The following is a 16,988-nucleotide window of genomic DNA, read 5'->3' as shown; positions in this document are numbered from 1 at the left end:
TGTTTCAGATAATGTTTAGCGCAATGCCCGGTATTGGGTGGGGCGTTGATTGCATCTGAATCGAGGGCGGCAGTTTGAGTGACAGTACCAGCACCGAAGGCCGGCTTCTGCGTACGCGCAAGGTGCGTCGGGCACAGAGCGACCGGCTGCCATTTGTCCCGTATGGTGGTGCGCCAATCATCGCGTTGGGTTTGCTTATGGCGTTCGCGCTATGGCCATTTGCGTTCGGTGTCATTCAGCTTTCAACCGAACGCGCTGCTGCTCAGGCACTTGCTGATATCGATGCGGCTTGGGCCCGGCCGCGCGTGTCAGGCCAATGGGTGACATTGGAAGGCCGCCCGCCCAGCCGGCAGGCCGCCGAAGGAGCCCTCGCCGCTGTGCGCGAAGCGCGCGCCTCGACCCTGCTTGGCAAGGCACGGCCCGTCACACGGGTGCGCGACGGATTCGACTGGAGTGGTTTGGGAGAGACAGCCTCCGCCAGCAGCATCAACTGGTCGTTCCGGGTCGCGAATGGTGTGCTGACGCTGGATGGCGACATGCCAAACAATACGGTGCGGGAACAGGTGGTTGCGGCGGCCCGTACGGAAATCAATCCACCACGTATCGTGTCAGTTCAGGACAGCTTGTCTATCACTAATGACCCGTCACCGGACGGCTTCCTCGAAATCGCCCTGCGCGGCGTGGACACGGTTTCGCGTTGTGATCGCGGTGTGTCGGGCTTCAACACAAACCGCTTCTCGCTCAGCTGTGAACTGCCAGCCGCGGATGCGGCGACTGTCCGTGATATCGCGCTGGCGCCTGTCCCCATGGGCGAAGTCGGGGCGGTCGATATCATTTCACGGGAGGCCGTGGATTCCTGCGAGTCCTCGCTGTCCGACCTGTTGGGTGATGCGCGGATAGAGTTCCAGTCCTCCAGCGCAGTGATCGGAGCGGGAAGTGCCAGTTTGCTGGATGATGTGGCCGAAGCCGTTCGAGCATGTCCCGGTTCGCTGCGTATTGCAGGCTACACTGACAGCACAGGTCTACCTGAAACCAACCGCCAGTTGAGCCAGGCGCGTGCCGAGGCTGTCCGCAACGCGCTGATCGCGCGGGGAGTACCGCCGAACCGGCTGGTCGCAACCGGCTATGGCGATGCCAGCCCCGTTGCGCCGAACACGACCGCTCAGGGTCGCGCCCTGAACCGCCGAATAGAGATACGGGTGATCCGTGTTTCCGAATGATTTCCTCCTGATACGTCGAAAGTAAACATCATGTGGTTTCTTCTCATCCAGATCTTGCTGCTCATGTTGTTCGCCGCATTGGCGGGCGCAATGCTGGCCTATTGGTGGATGCGCAATCGTTATGAGGATGTCACCGAGAGCTATGAAGAGCTGATGGAGACCAGTGCGCTTTCGGAAATGCGGTCTGGTGTGACCCGCGATGACCTGCTCGCGCATTTTGCGGCTATCGAGGAGCGGCTTTCGAGTTTGCCCGCGCCCGTCACACGAGATGAGTTCCACGCCAATATTCACAGTCTCGGCGACCGTCTGACGGCTTTGCCCATCCCTGACGTATCTCCGATCAATTCCCGCCTTGAATCTATTGAGACCCGGCTCACCGATAGTGGGTCCAGCTTTGACCCCGTCATTTCGCGGCTGGCGGATCTCGACATGGCCGTGGGGCAGTTGAAGAACACTGACCTTGAAAGCCTGGAGGCACGCCTGTCGAGGATCGAGGACAATGTGAACGTTCTGGTCAATTCAGAGCCACAGGAAATGCCGGCATTTCCTGAAGTGCCGGAAGTTGATCTGGGACCGATCCATAGCGGCCTTGCCCGGCTTGAACTGGCACTCGAAAATCTCGACGTGCCGATGACGGATCTTGAGCCGATTCGCAGTGATTTTGGCCAGATGGAGGCGCGCCTCGCCGAATTTGCGGAAGGGCTGGATGCCCAGCGCAAGGCAGACAATGAAAGCATGACCATCCGTCTGCAGACCTTGTCGTCGTCGCTCGCGTCGCTGCGCGTGCCGGATGTCGACAGCCTGCGTGACCGGTTGGCCCGTCTTGAAACGGCCATTGGTGAACTGTCCCAGACCGAAGTTGACCTGGGTCCGGTTACTGAAACGCTTCGCCAGATCGAGCGTGATATGAAGAGCGCACCTGACCATGTGCGGATCACCCATAACAAACTTGCCGATCTTGAGGGAGGCACCGCAGCGCTTCATTCGAAACTGGCGGCGCTCGAAGCCCATGTGTCGGTGATGGACCGTACGCCCGTAGACCTGACGCCAATCCAGGCGCGTCTCGCCAACTTCGAATCGTCGATGGCAGCGCTCCGCATCGACATGCAGTCGCTTCCCGATGTTGCGCCGCTGGAACGTCGTCTCGCTGCGCTTCAGGAATCTGTCCTCAACTTGCAGGATCCTGACCTGTCCAGCGTCACCAATTCGCTGCGCAAGATGGAAGCCCGCTTGAATATGGGCGCCGTCGAGGATCGGTTGACCTCTATCGAATATGGCATGGCGGCGATGCACCATATGGTGCGCACCCTGCAGGAAACGGCCTATTCCCGCACCGAAATCGACTATAGCCAGCGCGTGCCGCTGTCTCAGGCGCATTTCACGCCAAAAGCCGAAACGCCTCCGGCTGCGCCACCACCGCCGCCTCCACCCCCTCCTCCTCCGGCTGCAGCCGAAACCGTCCGCACAGTTGAGGTTCGCCGAGGCGTCGATCCCATCGCGGCGGCCCGTCGGCCGGATGACAAGGCGAACTTGCTGGTCAGCGCCGCTTTCGGTCAGGATGACGATCTTGAGCGCGTCAACGGGATTGGCCCGATGCTGGCCGAATTGCTCAATGAAATCGGCGTGTTCTATTTCTGGCAGATTGCCGAATGGGGTCCGGACGAGATCAAGTGGGTCGATGACAAGCTCGAGCATTTCAAGGGCCGTATCCAGCGCGATGACTGGGTCGGACAGGCAAAATTGCTGGCGGTACAGCCGGAAGCTGCCCAACGTCCCGGCAAGGCCTGATCCGGCTTTTGGCAAATCGGTCCAGCTGACCCCTTTTCTCAAACCGGGAATTGGGGTTAGTTAACACTGCGCGCTCGGGGGACGATGTAGCGACCAGCGGAAGGGGACGCCCGCAATGCTTCGGACCGTACTGACAGCTTTCCTATGCCTGATACTGGGCCCATTTGCCTTGGCCGAAAGCGGCGATCCCCCTCGATACGCCCTGATCATAGGGAATTCAGGCTACCAGCAGACCGGGTGGCAGCTCGCCAATCCGGCAAGAGACGCCCGGCTCATGGCGGACACGCTCGGCAAGGTCGGCTTTTCCGTCGATCTGGTGCTGGATGGCACTGAAGAAGAAATGGAGCAGGCCTTTGCCAGTCATGGCGCGCGGCTCAAAGCTGGCGGACCGGCCTCCGTCGGCCTGATCTATTATGCCGGGCATGGCGTGCAGTCGCAGGGGCTGAACTATCTCGTCCCGGTGGACGCCAATGCCCGTTCAGAGCAGGATGTATGGCGACAGGCGCCACGTCTCGGCGATGCGTTGCGCTACGTCGAACACGCCGGCAATGCGGTGAATTTTGTCATTCTCGATGCCTGTCGCGACAATCCGTTGCCCAGCGCAACGCGCAGCGCTGCCGGCGGACTGGCCGAGGTGAAGCCTGCGCGCGGCCTGCTCATTTCCTATTCCACGGCGCCCGGCTATGTCGCCTATGATGGCGAGGGCGGAAATTCGACCTTTGCCCTGGCGCTGGCCGAGACGATTGGTCAGCAGAATCTAATCGCTGAACAGGTTTTCAAACGCGTTGCGGATCGCGTGAACCAGTCCACCAACGGCCTGCAGACTCCTTTCTACAATTCCGGTCTCACGGGCGCTGATTTCTGCTTTGCGGGATGCTTTGGCGGCCCAGCACCCCAGCCAGCGCCGGTCAGCACCTCGCCCCGCCTGCCACCACATGGCGCGCGTAACTCTTCTGCGCGTAGCGCAGGCGGTGCCACGGCAGAGACAGGCGGCGGCGCTTCAAAGCCCGCCTTCACGGAAGTTTCCAGCCTGCTTCGCGCAGCGGCTTTCAATGCTGCCACAGTGGGCGGGGACATTTCCGAGCGCAAGTTCCGGGACTGCTCCGATTGTCCGGAAATGGTAGCCATTCCAGGCGGCGAATTCCTGATGGGCTCGCCTGACGGAGAGAAAGAGCGCAAGGATAATGAAGGCCCGCAATGGCGCGCCACGATTGAACCTTTTGCCGCTTCCGCCACCGAAATCACCTGGGGACAGATCAATACATGCATCGCAGCCGGAGGCTGTGTTGGCAATGAAGCGAGCGATGCGACACGCAGTGATCAATGGCAGCAATCGGGCCTTCCGGTGATCAACATTACCTGGGGCGAGGCAACGGCATATATCGACTGGTTGAACACTCGCGTGGAGGGCGAGCCTTATCGCCTGTTGAGCGAGGCCGAGTGGGAATATGCGGCGCGGGCGGGCACAACCACGCCTTTCCATACCGGCGAGACGCTCAGCGACTCACAAGCAAATTTCAACGCATCACGGGTCTATAATGGCAGCCCCAAAGGCACATGGCCACGCCGTCCGATGCCTGCCGGCTATTATCCCCCGAATGCTTTCGGCCTGCACGAAATGCATGGCAATGTCGCCGAATGGATCGCCGATTGCAGCGTGCGGTCTTATCTGGGGCGGTTCGGCACGGCGACCATTTATGACGAGCCGGGATGCCGGACCCGAGCGGTACGGGGCGGCAGTTGGGAAAAGGTGCCGTCCTATGTGCGCTCGGCGTTTCGTGACGGGTTTCCAGACACCGGGCGCGATGACGGGATCGGATTCCGTGTGGCGAGGGACAGGGACTAGCGGATGAAGACGATCAGCCCCCTGATCAGCCACCACCGGGCTGAATTGAAGGCAGAGGCGCGGCTCAACCGCTATCTCTTGCTCGGGGCGATGTTCATGGCACTCGTATCTTTCAGTGTCTTCATCTCCACTCTGCTCGGGCATTATCCCCTGCCATTCGGAGAGGATTTGTTTGCGGAGAATCCGGAACGCATGATTGGCGCGTCCAATTTTTTCGTGGCGACCGCCATTGGCGCGGCGCTGCGCATGTGGCGCAAACGGCAGATGCGGATCAAACTCCTGATCGCCGAGGCGTTCATTCGGGAAGACGATGCGGACACCGGCCTTCGTCTGCTGTTGGAGCCCGTATTCGGACCAACTGTCTGGGACGGAGCCGACACGCCCATTCTCGCTCACAGGAGCCCGGCATGAGCCCGCAATCAGATATCGGCAAGACCCCGGTTACGTCACTGGACCTGCTTCGTGAGTTGCAAGGCGAGCAGAAAGCCTTTCGCTTCCTGATCCGGGCACTGGCGGTTCTGCTGGTGACGGCGGCGGTGATCGCGGTCGGCAGCGTGATCTATTTCTATGTGGCGCTACAGGGGCTGAAATCCGAATATGCCTATCAAGCGCGCCTCAACGAGGGGAAGCCAGCCGCCAGCGGGAATCGACGCAGGCGCAGCTGGTGGCTATCCGCGAAGAGAATGAGTCTGCCCGTCGTCAGGGCGAGCTTTCCCGCGAACTCCAACAGGCCGGATCTGCCCGCCAGATTGCGGCTTACAAGGACCGCGCCATCTCTATCGCGCGCAGCCATGTGCTTGGGAAGACGATGAATGATGTGACGTCCCAAGTGGTCAGCATGGTGCTGCGCGCCGATGATGGGGAAGTTCGCCTGCTGAAGGATGAAGAGCACCTGCTGCTGCAAGCTGCATTGAACGACTGGGGCGGCGAGGTTGAGTCGAGCGATGTTCGCGCAGCCTTTCAGCAACTCATGGATGCCGAGCAATTGTCCGATCAGGCGATCGGGGCAGCGGGACTCGCCATGCTGGAATACCGCGATGCCAATGATGCGTCCCTTGTCTGGAATGGCGGCTGCTCCACCGTTGTGGACTATGTGAACCAGGCGAGTGCCCGTGATCTGGATGAGCCGATGCTGCTGCTCTGGAAAGGCCAGTGCCTGCGCAAGCGTGGGGATGCGTTGCTGGCCTATCGGGCCTTCAGCGAGGCGGCGCATTTGATCCTGGCCGATCCTGAAGACATCACGCTGGAACAGGAACAGATGGCGCATCACGGCGTCGGCACCACTCTAGTGGCCTTGGCGGCCCAGCGCCAGCTGCCGGAAGGGCGCCTCTATGAAGAAGCCTTGCAGGAGGCCTTGTCTGAGCTTCGCACCGCCGCGCGTATCCGGGCCGAGCGGGGCGCGACACAAGTTGGCGTTGCCTATACTGAAGAGAATATCGGTTTCATTCACATTCTGGATGAGGATTGGCCTGCGGCGCTGGACCATACCAAGCGGATCGACGACATCCTTCCGCTCGCCTGGAATTTGACGGTTCGCCATATTGCTGCGCGCGAGAATGGTATCGCCCTGCGTCAGGCCGGTGCGAGTCGGGAAGCTCTGGAAAATATGGAAACGATTCAGGATGAGACCGCGATGGTGTTGTCCCTGATGGAGTGCAACCAGATCGACAAGCCGGAACTTCAGCGCTTGCTTCCGAGCCGGTTTGAGAGCGTGCTGGAAAGCCTCTCGGCCCATTGCGCGCTGGAGGCAGAGCGCAGCTGATTTACAGGCATTGCGGTTGCAACCGTATCGAAAACCTCTACGTTGCGCCGCGAACCGAAAGACCTGAAGGAGCCCGATTATGGAGCGCGAAGAAACGCTGCGCCTTGAAGCCTATCTCAAGGAAAAACTGCATCCGGGCCTGCGCCTGGTCGCCCGCGACAAGACCGATGATTCCGTCGAATGCTATCTCGGCGCCGAATTTCTGGCCGTCGTTTACAAGGATGTGGACGAGGGTGAAACTTCCTACCAGTTCCAGATGACGGTTCTGTCGGAAGACATCAGCTAAGGCCAGATCAACGATTTCGTATCAGGCCCCGCCGGCTGTTCGCTGGCGGGGCCTTTTTCTCGTCCGCATGAAAAAACTGGCGACCCTTCTGGATCGCCAGTCTTGTCAGGGAGTAGGCACGGCTTCTGCCGTACTTGATTTTTTGCGACTAGTCGGCCCCGTCGCGAATATTGATTGCGGTCTCTGGGTAGTCAGTCCAGATGCCGTCGACACCCGCCTCGATAAGGACTTTCAGTTCCTGTTCCGCAGAGTCAAAGCCCTCAGCGGGTTCATCGTCGCGGACAGTGTAGACGTGCACGATCTTACCGAGTTCATGTGCACGCGCGACATAGTCGGTCGTGCCGCCTTCCGGGGTCAAAATCATCGCTTTGTGAGCGCCCACGCCCATTGTAGGAATATCTTCCAGCTTCATGTCGAGGCCCAGTAGGGCGGCATAGGGTGGACCGACCAGGTTCTGGACCAAAGGCAGGTCACTCTTGGCAGCGACTTGGGCGAGGAAGGTCGGCTCGAAGCATTGTATGAAGATCGGAATGCCTGCTTCGACCAAGCCGCGTTCACTGATCGTGTCCAAGATCGGGTCGACCATGTCGAGCCCGGCAGCGGAGAAGTTCGCGGGCCATTTGGCTTCGATGTGCAGGCCGACCGGGCGGCCTGCTTCGGCGTTTTCGAGAACCAGATCAATGATTTCGTCAAAGGTCGCGATGTCATACTGGCCGTCATACTCATGCGAGCGGCCTTCGACGCGCTGGATGGCTTTCAGTGTTTTCAGCTCTGCCAGTGTGAAATCATCCGACCACCAGTCATCAAGATCACCCATCGGTGTCTTGCGAACGGTCTTGCGGTCGGCAAACTCCGCATGCTCAGAGACATTCGTCGTGTCAGACAGATACCCATCATGATTGGCAACAAGCACGCCGTCCTTCGTCATCACCAGGTCCGGCTCTATGAAGTCCGCTCCCTGATCAATGGCGGCCTGGTAGGCTTTCAGCGTATGCTCAGGGTAGAGGCCGCTGGCCCCGCGATGCGCAATAATGATTGGTGGTTTTCCGTCGAGCGACTTGTAAGCAGCTACGGCTTCAGCCTCTGCGGCGCCATCGACTTCTGTCTCCGCCGGGGCTTCGGCAGGCGCTGTCGGTTCTGCCGCCTGGTTGCAGGCGGCCAGAAACAGGCTGGCAAGGATCAGGTATTTTCTCATGGAATGATTCCTGTGTGGGAAATCCGGGGCGAACATCTGTCCGCCCCGGTGGGTCAATCGCCTAGAACTTGATATAGGCACCGGCTTTCAGCATTTGCGGCTTGCCACGGATAATCGTGTGCAGGCCGAACGCGCCACCGGTATTACCGACATCGATCAGGTATTCCTCATCGAAGATGTTCTCGCCGAGGACATAGACGCCCCAGGCATCGTCCGCGCTGTCAAAGCCGACGCGCAGGTTGGCGATGCCGTAAGCATCCTGCTCTTCTTCGACGAATCTGCCGTCCGGATAGGATTCACGGACGCGAACAAAGCCGCCATTGCCGTCGGCTGCATAGTCATAGCCATTGTCATCCTCGAAATAGTGATGATCCTTCCAGACATAGCTCGGCACGATCGAGAAGTCGCCACGCTCGCCGGCCGGGATGGTGATGTCGGCTGCGAGGGAGAAGCTGTGCTCCGGGCTGATACGGAAGCTGTTGCCCGCGAACTGCAGCGGGTTTCCATTGTCATCTTCGTCATCATATTCCGAATGCGTGTAGGCATAGGTGCCGAGCAGGCGGATATTGTCGGTGATCAGGGCCTGACCATCGAATTCGAGGCCATACTGGGTGGCGTTGCCCGAATTCTCGGTGATGAAGATCCCCTGGATCGGATCGAAGCGCGTCGTCTGGAAGTCCTTGTACTCACCATAATAGACCGAGCTGGTCATCTGGAGGCGATTGTCCCAGAAGCGACCAAAGAAGCCAGCCTCGACATTGTCGAGCGTCTCCGCGTCGATGACGTCATAGTCTGCGCCAGAGGCCGACAGCACTTCCGGGCGGCGGCCGCGACCATAGGCAACCCAGGCGTTCACGTTTTCAGAGACACGGTAGGCCGCGTTCAGACGCCAGGTGAAAGCGCCATCCGTATCAGCAGACCCGAAGGCTTCGTTATTCAACGTCGCTGCGCTGAGCAGCATGCTCGGGCCCATCGTCACGCCGTTCAGGCCACCAAGATATGGGTTGGACTTCAGGATTGCCGCGCGCGTGCTGGCCGACAATTCCTCTTGCGTGTAGCGAAGACCACCGGTGATTTCGAGCCGGTCAGTCAATTGATAGGTCACATCGCCGAACAGGTCATACGTGTCACGGCCATACGTCGCGACTTGCTGCTCGAGGTGTTCATCAAAAAGCGGAACAACGCTGCCACCCAGCAGGAAGGCGAGCATGGAATACTGAAGCGGCGTATCGAAGCTGCCGAGGTTTTCGCCGCCGGGCAGGCCCAGGAAGGCCAGCTGCGCACCCAGTTGCTCAATAGACGCGCCGGGGGCCACAGCGGCTGCGAGAGAAGGGGCAAACAGGGATTGGGCATAGGTTTCGTCGGTCGAGAAGATCAATTCGTCCTTGCCGCTGACCGTGAAATAGTTGCCGCCGAAGAAGGCTGACAGTTTGCCGCCATCATCATAGTTCAGGCGCAGCTCCTGGCTGAACGTATTTGCTTGGCGCCCCTGGTAGAATTGCAGAAGATTGAAGGCTGCGCCGTCGGAATCCCAGGCTTCGTTCGAGAACAGGTTGCGATAGTCAGTGAGCGAGGTCAGTGACCAGGCATCATTGAGATCGTATTCTACATTGGCGGTGACATAGAACAATTCCCGGTCATTGCCGAGCTTGCTGCGGACCTGATCGTCGTTGACGTTCATTGCGGTGGCGCCGAACGGGTCGACTTTCCCATTCACTTCAAAGAAGCCGGAGGTGAACTGCGTGCCGGTGGAGTCGTCTTCCTGATAGTTGACGAACAGATCGGCGCGGAGCTTCTCGGTAGGCTCCCAGCGCAAAGCGGAGCGCAGGGCCAACGTGTCCTGACCCATCAGGTCGGGTGAGTTGGCTGTGTTCGGCACATAGCCGTCCATATTCTTGACCTGTCCAGCTACGCGCAGTGCCAGTGTGTCGCTGAGCACGTAGTTGTAGTGGCCTTCCGCGCGCACCGAACTGTAATCGCCACCTTCGAGGCTGACCTTGCCAGAATTTTCGTCGAGCGAGGCGCGGTTCTGGATGAAGTTCACGCCGCCGACCAGAGCGCCTTGGCCGAACAAGGTTGCTTGTGGGCCTTTGACGATTTCGACCCGTTCCATGTCATAGATGGCAAGGTTGGTGGCGAACGACACGTTACCGATGGCAACACCGTTCTGGAACATGGCAACGCGAGGCGTGCCGCCATCGGAGACGACACCGCGCAGGGAATAGCTCGGTGCGTTGAGGCTCTGAGCCTGAACCTGCAAGCCCGGAACAAAGTTGCCGAGGTCTTCGAAATCGTCTGCCGCCAGCAGGTCGATCAGATCCTGGTCGGCGACCGAGACGTTAATTGGCACATCAATCAGTGATTGCTGCTGCTTTTGGGTGGTGACCGTGACGACCTGTAGGTGGCGGGTCTGCTCAGCTCCAGATTCCTGTGCGTGAGCGGACAATTGTCCGGAAAGGCTGAGCGCGGCCACGGCCGTCGCGGAGAGGTATGCGTGTTTCATGATTGAACCCATTTTGAAGGCGCCCCGTGCGCTGTCGCGCGCTGGGTACTCAGCAGGGTGAGTGGGCTCAAATGAAAGTTTTGCTACAGCAAATACTGCAGAACAGGCGTTCTCGCAGAGCGCGCAAAAATCAATGAGATTGTCACGAAAACTTCTGAAAAGTTCGATTGTTGATACGGGCAAGAGGTATACGGATGAACTATTTCCAACTTTGGCACATGCAGTCAATTGCAGCCATTTTGTCACACCGTGCAGGTTTGCCCATCAAACTGGCAGCACAGTAATGGAATCACCGCAGAAGTTGTGAGGAGGCATTCAGCGCCGGGAAGCTAGAACAGGGAGCCCTGATCGCCCTTGGGCTTGGCTTTGGCAGGCTTGGCGGCCGTTGGGGGGCTGGATCCATCCGGGTGGGCCATTACGTCACCATCGCCAAAGCTGATCTTGAAGGCGTCGCTCGCCGCAGCGGAACTGGCCGAGCGGATCAGGTTTCCATTCGTGTCGCGCACTATAGTGTAGCCGCGCTTCAGGGTGGACTGGTAGGACAAGGTCTCAAGCAGCTTTCCCTGGGAGGCGAGAGCGATGTGACGGGCTTCGATCAAACGGGTCAGCGCCGGGCGCGCGCGAACAGCTGTGTCGCGCAGGCGCTGCTTAGAGGCGCGAATGTCCGATTTCAGGCTGGCCGGACTAATCGCGAGCCGAGACAGTCGGAGGCGGGCAGTCTGGACGAGGGCGAGCGCGGCCTTGGGCAGGCTGGCGCTGGCATAGTCCAGGCGTTGGCGTTTTGGCTGAAGCAAGGCTTCTGGTCGGGGTAGGCGGGCTGCACCCAGCTTGTCCCTGGCCTGTCCGGTGCGGCGGGCGAGGGCGCGCTTGAGGCGTTCGCCATGTTCGCCAGTGGTCAGCAGCAATTCGGACCGAACCGGCACCGCGATCTCTGCCGCTCCGGTCGGAGTGGGTGCGCGTGCATCAGATACATAGTCGATCAGGGTCGTGTCGGTCTCGTGGCCGACCGCCGATATCAGCGGGATCTCACTTTCGAAGGCCGCGCGAACGACAGCTTCCTCGTTGAACGGCCAGAGGTCCTCGATAGAGCCCCCGCCGCGTGCAACGATCAGCACGTCGGGCCGGTCGGCGCCGGTTATGGCGTTGAAGCCCTGGATACCTGCGGTGATCTGGCCTGCGGCGTTGTCGCCCTGAACCAGAGCCGGCCAGACGATGACGCGAACCGGGAAGCGGTCACCGATGCGGTGCAGAATATCCCGGATAACCGCACCTGTAGGGCTGGTGACCACGCCGATTGTGCGGGGCAGATAAGGCAAATGCTTCTTGTGTTCCGGGGCGAACAGGCCTTCGGCAGCGAATTTCTTCTTCCGCTCCTCCAGCAGCGCCATGAGCGCACCCGCACCGGCCGGGCGCATGGAGGCGGCGATCATCTGGTAATTTGAGCGCCCTTCATAAATGGAGAGTCGGCCAGTAGCGATGACTTCAAGACCTTCTTCGGGCTTGAAGGGCAGGCGGTTCACTTGGCCTTTCCACATGACGGTGTTCAGGACCGCCCGTTCATCCTTCAGGTCACAATACATGTGGCCGGAACGCGCAATCGTGACCCGACCGAGCTCACCGCGCACGACGACATGATCGTAGTTGGTCTCGACCGTCCGTTTCAGGCTTGCGGCGAGATCAGATACGGACAGGGCGACATCATTGGAGGGAGGCGATTCAGAAGGCATTCCGACAGTCATAAACCTCGCAGCGGCAAGGGCAAGTGCGCTGACATTGCCCCCGTTTGGTCATGCAAGGTTAACGGAAGTGCGCGAGGGTGTAGTCTCTCTACGCAGCCCAGCGAGTATGTCATGGATCAGGTTTCTCAGACGCAGGAAATCACCGGAGATTTGAGTTTCCGCGAGGTTGCTGACAGGTGGACGGTGCCTCTGATGGTGCTCGATCGGGAGTTGTGCTTTGTGTATGCGAACAGGGCATATTTGACGGCGACCAATACCGAATGGGCCAATATTCGGCAGAAATACATCTTTGAAATCTTCCCGGATGTCGAAGAGCGTCGAGATCCGGTTGAGGCGAAATTTCGCCAAGTGTTTCAGGGAGTGCAGACCCGGTTGGAAGTACAGCCCTATGAGCTGAAACAGCCGGACGGCACGGTTCAGACCAGAATGTGGCAGGCCGTGCAGGACCCCTACCGGAATGATGATGGTGTCGTGACCCACATGATCCAGCGGGCCGAGGACATCACTGCTCAGGTGGAGCTGAAGCGCCAGAATGATGTCATGCAGAATGAGCTGGACCATCGAATCCGCAACATGTTTGCGGTCATCATGGCGACCTCCCGTATCTCAGGAGAGAGCGCCGAAAGCGTCGATGCGTTCGTGGATGATTTCAATGAGCGGCTTGCCTCGATGAGCCGGGTCTACTCCAATCTCACGCGCAGTGACTGGACGGGTCTCAGCCTGCGCAAGATCATGATTGAGGAACTCGACGCCATGCTCGGCCGGGGCAGCCAGCGCTACACGCTGAGAGGCAGCGACGCGATCCTGACAGTGAAGGGCAGCAAGGACGCCGCACTGATCGTTCACGAACTGGCGGCGAACGCACGGAAGTTCGGCTGCTTCAGCACGCCGGACGGACACCTGACCGTAGAGTGGACCCTGAAGGGCGATCTGTTGCGTGTCACGTGGACCGAAACCGGCGTCCCCGGCATTCAGCCCCCAACACGGGTTGGCTTCGGAACCCGGTTGTTCGATATGTTTCCAAAGTTGGTTGCAACCCGAACGTTCACGGAGGATGGTGTTCAGATACTCGTCGAAGCACCTCTGCTGAAAGAAGATGTCGGCGCATTTTCGGTTTGACTTCTTTCAACTGATCGCGCGTTCAGGCTCGGGAAGGATCGTCGACAGTTTCGACAACAGCTTGCTCGTCACAATCGGCTTTGACAGGAAAGGTGACTGACTGAATTCTTCAGTTATCGATTCTTGTGTGTTGCCGGATACCGTTACAAAAGGGATTCCGCTCGCGAGCAGACGACTGGCCAAGGGTGCCGATGTTTCGCCGGCAAGGTTGATGTCCAGAACGGCGCAATTGCACACATGTTCGTCCAGCAGTTTCATTGCCTCGTAAACGGATCCTACCGGACCGACCACGTAAAAGCCGGCATCTTCCAGAGCGGCTGCCATGTCGATTGCGATAATCGCTTCATCCTCAACGACGAGTACGCGTCTTCCACCATTGGATGGTTGAGCGGCCACAGCGGACTGCGGCGAACGGGACAGGTCTATGGAGGAGTCCTTAACTTCCGCCACGAAGTCAGCCTCAAAGACGCGATCATCCACGCTGATGAGATGCCAGTGCAAGCCTTCAGGGGCAAAGTCCAGCTTGACGGGGAAGCCGAAGGCGATGCGCGTCATCCGCTCGATGACCGTCGAGCCGAAGCCGCGCCGGTCGGGGGCAATGACGGGTGGGCCGCCGCTTTCCGTCCAGCTGATTTCAAATCGGTTCGTACCTTCTTCCTGACGGATGTTCCAACGAATATCGACTTGGCCGATATCATTGGACAAGGCGCCATACTTTCCAGCATTGGTGGCAAGCTCGTGGAGAGCCATGCCGAGCGACTGCGCCGCTGCGGAAGTCAGGCGAACATGAGGGCCTTCCAGCTTGATCCGGGTGCCGATGAAGTCTTCCAGGTGCGCAAGCTGGGAATTCATGATGTCTTCGACCCGCGCGCCGCGCCAGCCGGAACTGACCAGCAAGTCCTGACTGGAGGCCAGCGAGCGCATACGCTCAGCAAAGCGATCCATGAAATTGTCGCCGCTGGCCATGGTCTGGCGCGCAATCGCCTGAACGAGGGTCAGCATGTTCTTGGCGCGGTGGTTTACCTCGCCCAGTAGAAGCTGGATCTGCTCCTCGCGTTGTTTCTGTTCAGTTACGTCGGTATTGGTGCCAAACCACATCTCGATCTGGCCATCCTTGTCGTGGATGGGTAGCGCGCGAGACAGGAACCAGCGGAATTTTCCATTCTTGCCGCGCAGGGGGAATGTGTCTTCCCAGACTTGTCCGGTCTTCAGCGAATTCAGGAAGTGTTCGGTGGCGCGCGCTTCATGTTCGGGATGGTGCACGGAGCGCCAGCCATGTCCGCGTGTCGTTTCTTCGTCGGCCCCGGTATATTCATACCAGCGCTTGTTGTACCAGAAGATGTGACCTTCAGGGTCCGACATCCAAGCCAGCTGAGGGATGTTGTCTGCGAGCGCCTTGAACTGGGCTTCGCTCTGGCGGAGGCGTTCTTGATTTTCGTGCTCGCGAGAGATGTCACGCACGATTTTCGAGGCGCCAACAATCGTGCCGCTTTTATCATGAACGGGAGAGACCGTGACCATGATGGGGATTGCGGTGCCGTCCTTGTGAAGACGGATTGTCTCGAAATCCGCCACGGTGCGGCCGGTCTGGATCGTAGCGAGGATTTCATCCTCTTCACTCTGGCGATCTTCCGGGATCAATACGCGGATCGACTGGCCTATGATCTCCTGAGGTGTGTAACCGAACACGCGCTCGGCGGCAGGGTTCCAGCTGGCAATGATACCGTCCAGGTTTTTTGAAATGATTGCATCGGATGACGATGTGATGATGGCGCTAAGCCAAGAGCTCTCCGCTGCTGACAAGGCAGGGGCAGGCGCAACCGGAGAGGGAGCGCTAGACAGACGATCCCGTTTCATGACGGGGCTCCCGAAAAAAATGTCCAGCGCACAATGCGCTGTTTTCAACATCTTTTCTACTTCGGATCACGGCCATTTGTCCATAACCCAAATCATCCGGCTGAGCGCTCGCGCAGGAGGTGGGCAGGCCCTTTTGCTGGGGCGGGCATAAGCTTGTAAAGTAATAGAAAATTTGGGGTTGGAGATTGGCAGCGGTGCACGCGCACCGCTGCCAGAATGAGAGATCAGTACCGGATGCGCAGGTCCGAAATGGACTGGGCGATCTTGGTATAGGCTTCGGTCAGTTCCTCGGAGCTTTCCGGAGTAAACGCGAAGTCGTCGCCCGACGCGCAATAATTGAGGATGGCCTGACCCGAAGCCGGGGCCTGGAAGGCGACGGTGTAGACTTTGATGCCCTGTTCCTTGATGGCGTCGCACATCTTTTCAGCCTGATCGAAGGAGTCACCGTTCGACGTATCGTATTCCTGGTTGAACTCACCATCAGTCATGATGATCATGGCTTTGGCCGAATCCGGTTCGTCATAGGGATACGGGTCGGAACCTGCAGGCCAGACGACGTCCCAGTCCGGTGCGATCAGGTACCAGCCCCAGGCAATGCCGAGATGGCCAGCCGTACCGCCGCTGGCGTTAAGGCCATCAATATAATCGAACAGCTTGTCGCGATTGCTGGTCATGGGCAGTGGACCAATTGGGTTACAGGATTCTGTGTACCAGCTGACATTACCTCTCCAGTTGATGCTGCCATACGCTTCGGCGGCTTCGATCCACTGGAATGGACCTGGGTCTTCGTCGGTGAATTGCTCGTCACCCACACGTTCCTTGACGCAAGTATTGTTGATCGTCTTGGTCTCGGTGACTGTGCGGGTGCCGTATTCAGGGACCCACTCATCTTCACACGTCCATTTCCACTTTCCTCTTTTCTTCTTCCATTGGCAGACCTCTTCCCAGTCGCCACCAGACTCGTAGGTTTCATCGTATGAGAAAGTGTATGTGCGAATTGGCAATTGTCCGGTTGCCTTGAAGAAATAATCGTCGCCTGCGTCCACCATGGAGGAATAGGAGGCCATACCGATGCGGACTTCACCGGTCGTGCCGTCATCGTCTGCGGGCACGAGCACATTGATTGCCGTGTCGGCTGCGCTTTTCAGGGCGGACATCTTGCTGCCGCCCATTGATCCGGAAACGTCGAACACGAAAGCGATGTCGACTTTACCGATACCGTAGGTCGAAGCGGAGGTGACGGAGAAGTTCAATTCCTTCGTGCCCGTCATCTGCATGATCGATGTCGGCTGTGCACAGCGCACCTTCACCGAAAGATCCTGAGACTCGCTCGCAATGGTCGCAACGGGTTCGGCACAATCGGTACCTTTGCCCTGGGCCTTCATTGCCGATTTGAAATAGTTCTCGATGTACGTCTTGATTTCGGTGTCGTTCTTGCCTTCCTGCATTTCGCGGGCACCCGCGATAACCGCGCTGTCCAGAATGAACTGGACGCGGTTTTTCGCGGTGTTGACCTGTTGCAGGTCAATCGCAAAGCCCATGAGAAGGAAGAGCGGAATGGTCATCAGCGCGAAAATGATCGCGATGTTGCCCTGTGTTTCGTCCTTGAACCGGCGAATTGTTTCGACAGTCCTCTTGATCAAATTCGTATTCGTCATCATTACCCACCCCAG

The 16,988-nt window shown here is 58.8% G+C and carries 12 protein-coding genes; 7 read left to right on the top strand and 5 right to left on the bottom strand.

Translation table 11 applies throughout. The features are described 5' to 3' along the window. Positions 1-74: 74 nt before the first annotated feature. From L53_RS16350 to L53_RS07690, 6 genes are all read left to right on the top strand, one after another. Positions 75-1,220, top strand: coding sequence for an OmpA family protein (locus tag L53_RS16350; RefSeq protein WP_051607708.1), 1,146 nt, complete (start codon positions 75-77; stop codon positions 1,218-1,220). Positions 1,221-1,250: 30 nt separating this feature from the next. Continuing rightward, on the top strand, positions 1,251-3,008 hold the full coding sequence (locus L53_RS16345; protein ID WP_051607707.1) for a hypothetical protein: 1,758 nt from the start codon (positions 1,251-1,253) through the stop codon (positions 3,006-3,008). Between the two features lie 115 nt (positions 3,009-3,123). After that, the gene (locus tag L53_RS16340; protein WP_051607706.1) at positions 3,124-4,854 is read left to right on the top strand and encodes an SUMF1/EgtB/PvdO family nonheme iron enzyme; all 1,731 of its coding nucleotides are present in this window, start codon (positions 3,124-3,126) and stop codon (positions 4,852-4,854) included. Between the two features lie 3 nt (positions 4,855-4,857). Beyond that, a complete protein-coding gene (locus L53_RS07705; protein ID WP_034813872.1) occupies positions 4,858-5,265 on the top strand; it encodes a hypothetical protein in 408 nt (135 codons plus the stop codon). Between the two features lie 253 nt (positions 5,266-5,518). Then, positions 5,519-6,616 carry a hypothetical protein gene (locus tag L53_RS07695; RefSeq protein ID WP_156947853.1) on the top strand — a complete coding sequence of 366 codons (1,098 nt, stop codon included), beginning with the start codon at positions 5,519-5,521 and terminating at the stop codon, positions 6,614-6,616. Positions 6,617-6,695: 79 nt separating this feature from the next. Then, a complete protein-coding gene (locus L53_RS07690) occupies positions 6,696-6,902 on the top strand; it encodes a DUF3126 family protein (RefSeq protein WP_027836519.1) in 207 nt (68 codons plus the stop codon). A 148-nt stretch (positions 6,903-7,050) separates the two neighbouring features. Here L53_RS07690 and L53_RS07685 read toward each other — a convergent pair whose 3' ends face one another. The 3 genes from L53_RS07685 to xseA form a co-directional block, all read right to left on the bottom strand. After that, positions 7,051-8,097: a glycerophosphodiester phosphodiesterase family protein gene (locus L53_RS07685; RefSeq protein ID WP_034813863.1), complete on the bottom strand. Its 1,047-nt coding sequence runs from the start codon at positions 8,095-8,097 to the stop codon at positions 7,051-7,053. A 61-nt stretch (positions 8,098-8,158) separates the two neighbouring features. Beyond that, complete coding sequence (locus L53_RS07680) at positions 8,159-10,600, bottom strand: TonB-dependent receptor (protein WP_034813860.1); 2,442 nt, start codon at positions 10,598-10,600, stop codon at positions 8,159-8,161. Between the two features lie 329 nt (positions 10,601-10,929). Further along, positions 10,930-12,327: an exodeoxyribonuclease VII large subunit gene (xseA, locus tag L53_RS07675; protein WP_051607753.1), complete on the bottom strand. Its 1,398-nt coding sequence runs from the start codon at positions 12,325-12,327 to the stop codon at positions 10,930-10,932. Between the two features lie 123 nt (positions 12,328-12,450). On the opposite strand from xseA, the gene L53_RS16985 reads away from it, so the two are divergent. Next, the gene (locus tag L53_RS16985) at positions 12,451-13,458 is read left to right on the top strand and encodes a sensor histidine kinase (RefSeq protein WP_034813852.1); all 1,008 of its coding nucleotides are present in this window, start codon (positions 12,451-12,453) and stop codon (positions 13,456-13,458) included. 6 nt (positions 13,459-13,464) lie between these two features. On the opposite strand, the gene L53_RS07665 is transcribed toward L53_RS16985, so the two are convergent. Together L53_RS07665 and L53_RS07660 are read right to left on the bottom strand one after the other, a co-directional pair. After that, on the bottom strand, positions 13,465-15,315 hold the full coding sequence (locus L53_RS07665) for a PAS domain S-box protein (RefSeq protein ID WP_198019762.1): 1,851 nt from the start codon (positions 15,313-15,315) through the stop codon (positions 13,465-13,467). Between the two features lie 224 nt (positions 15,316-15,539). After that, positions 15,540-16,976, bottom strand: a complete 1,437-nt coding sequence (locus L53_RS07660; protein WP_034813849.1) for a TadE/TadG family type IV pilus assembly protein — start codon at positions 16,974-16,976, stop codon at positions 15,540-15,542. Positions 16,977-16,988: the final 12 nt, after the last annotated feature.

The sequence above is a fragment of the Hyphomonas sp. L-53-1-40 genome, from assembly GCF_000682775.1.
Classification (GTDB): domain Bacteria; phylum Pseudomonadota; class Alphaproteobacteria; order Caulobacterales; family Hyphomonadaceae; genus Hyphomonas.
This window is presented reverse-complemented; position numbering and strand designations above follow the sequence as displayed.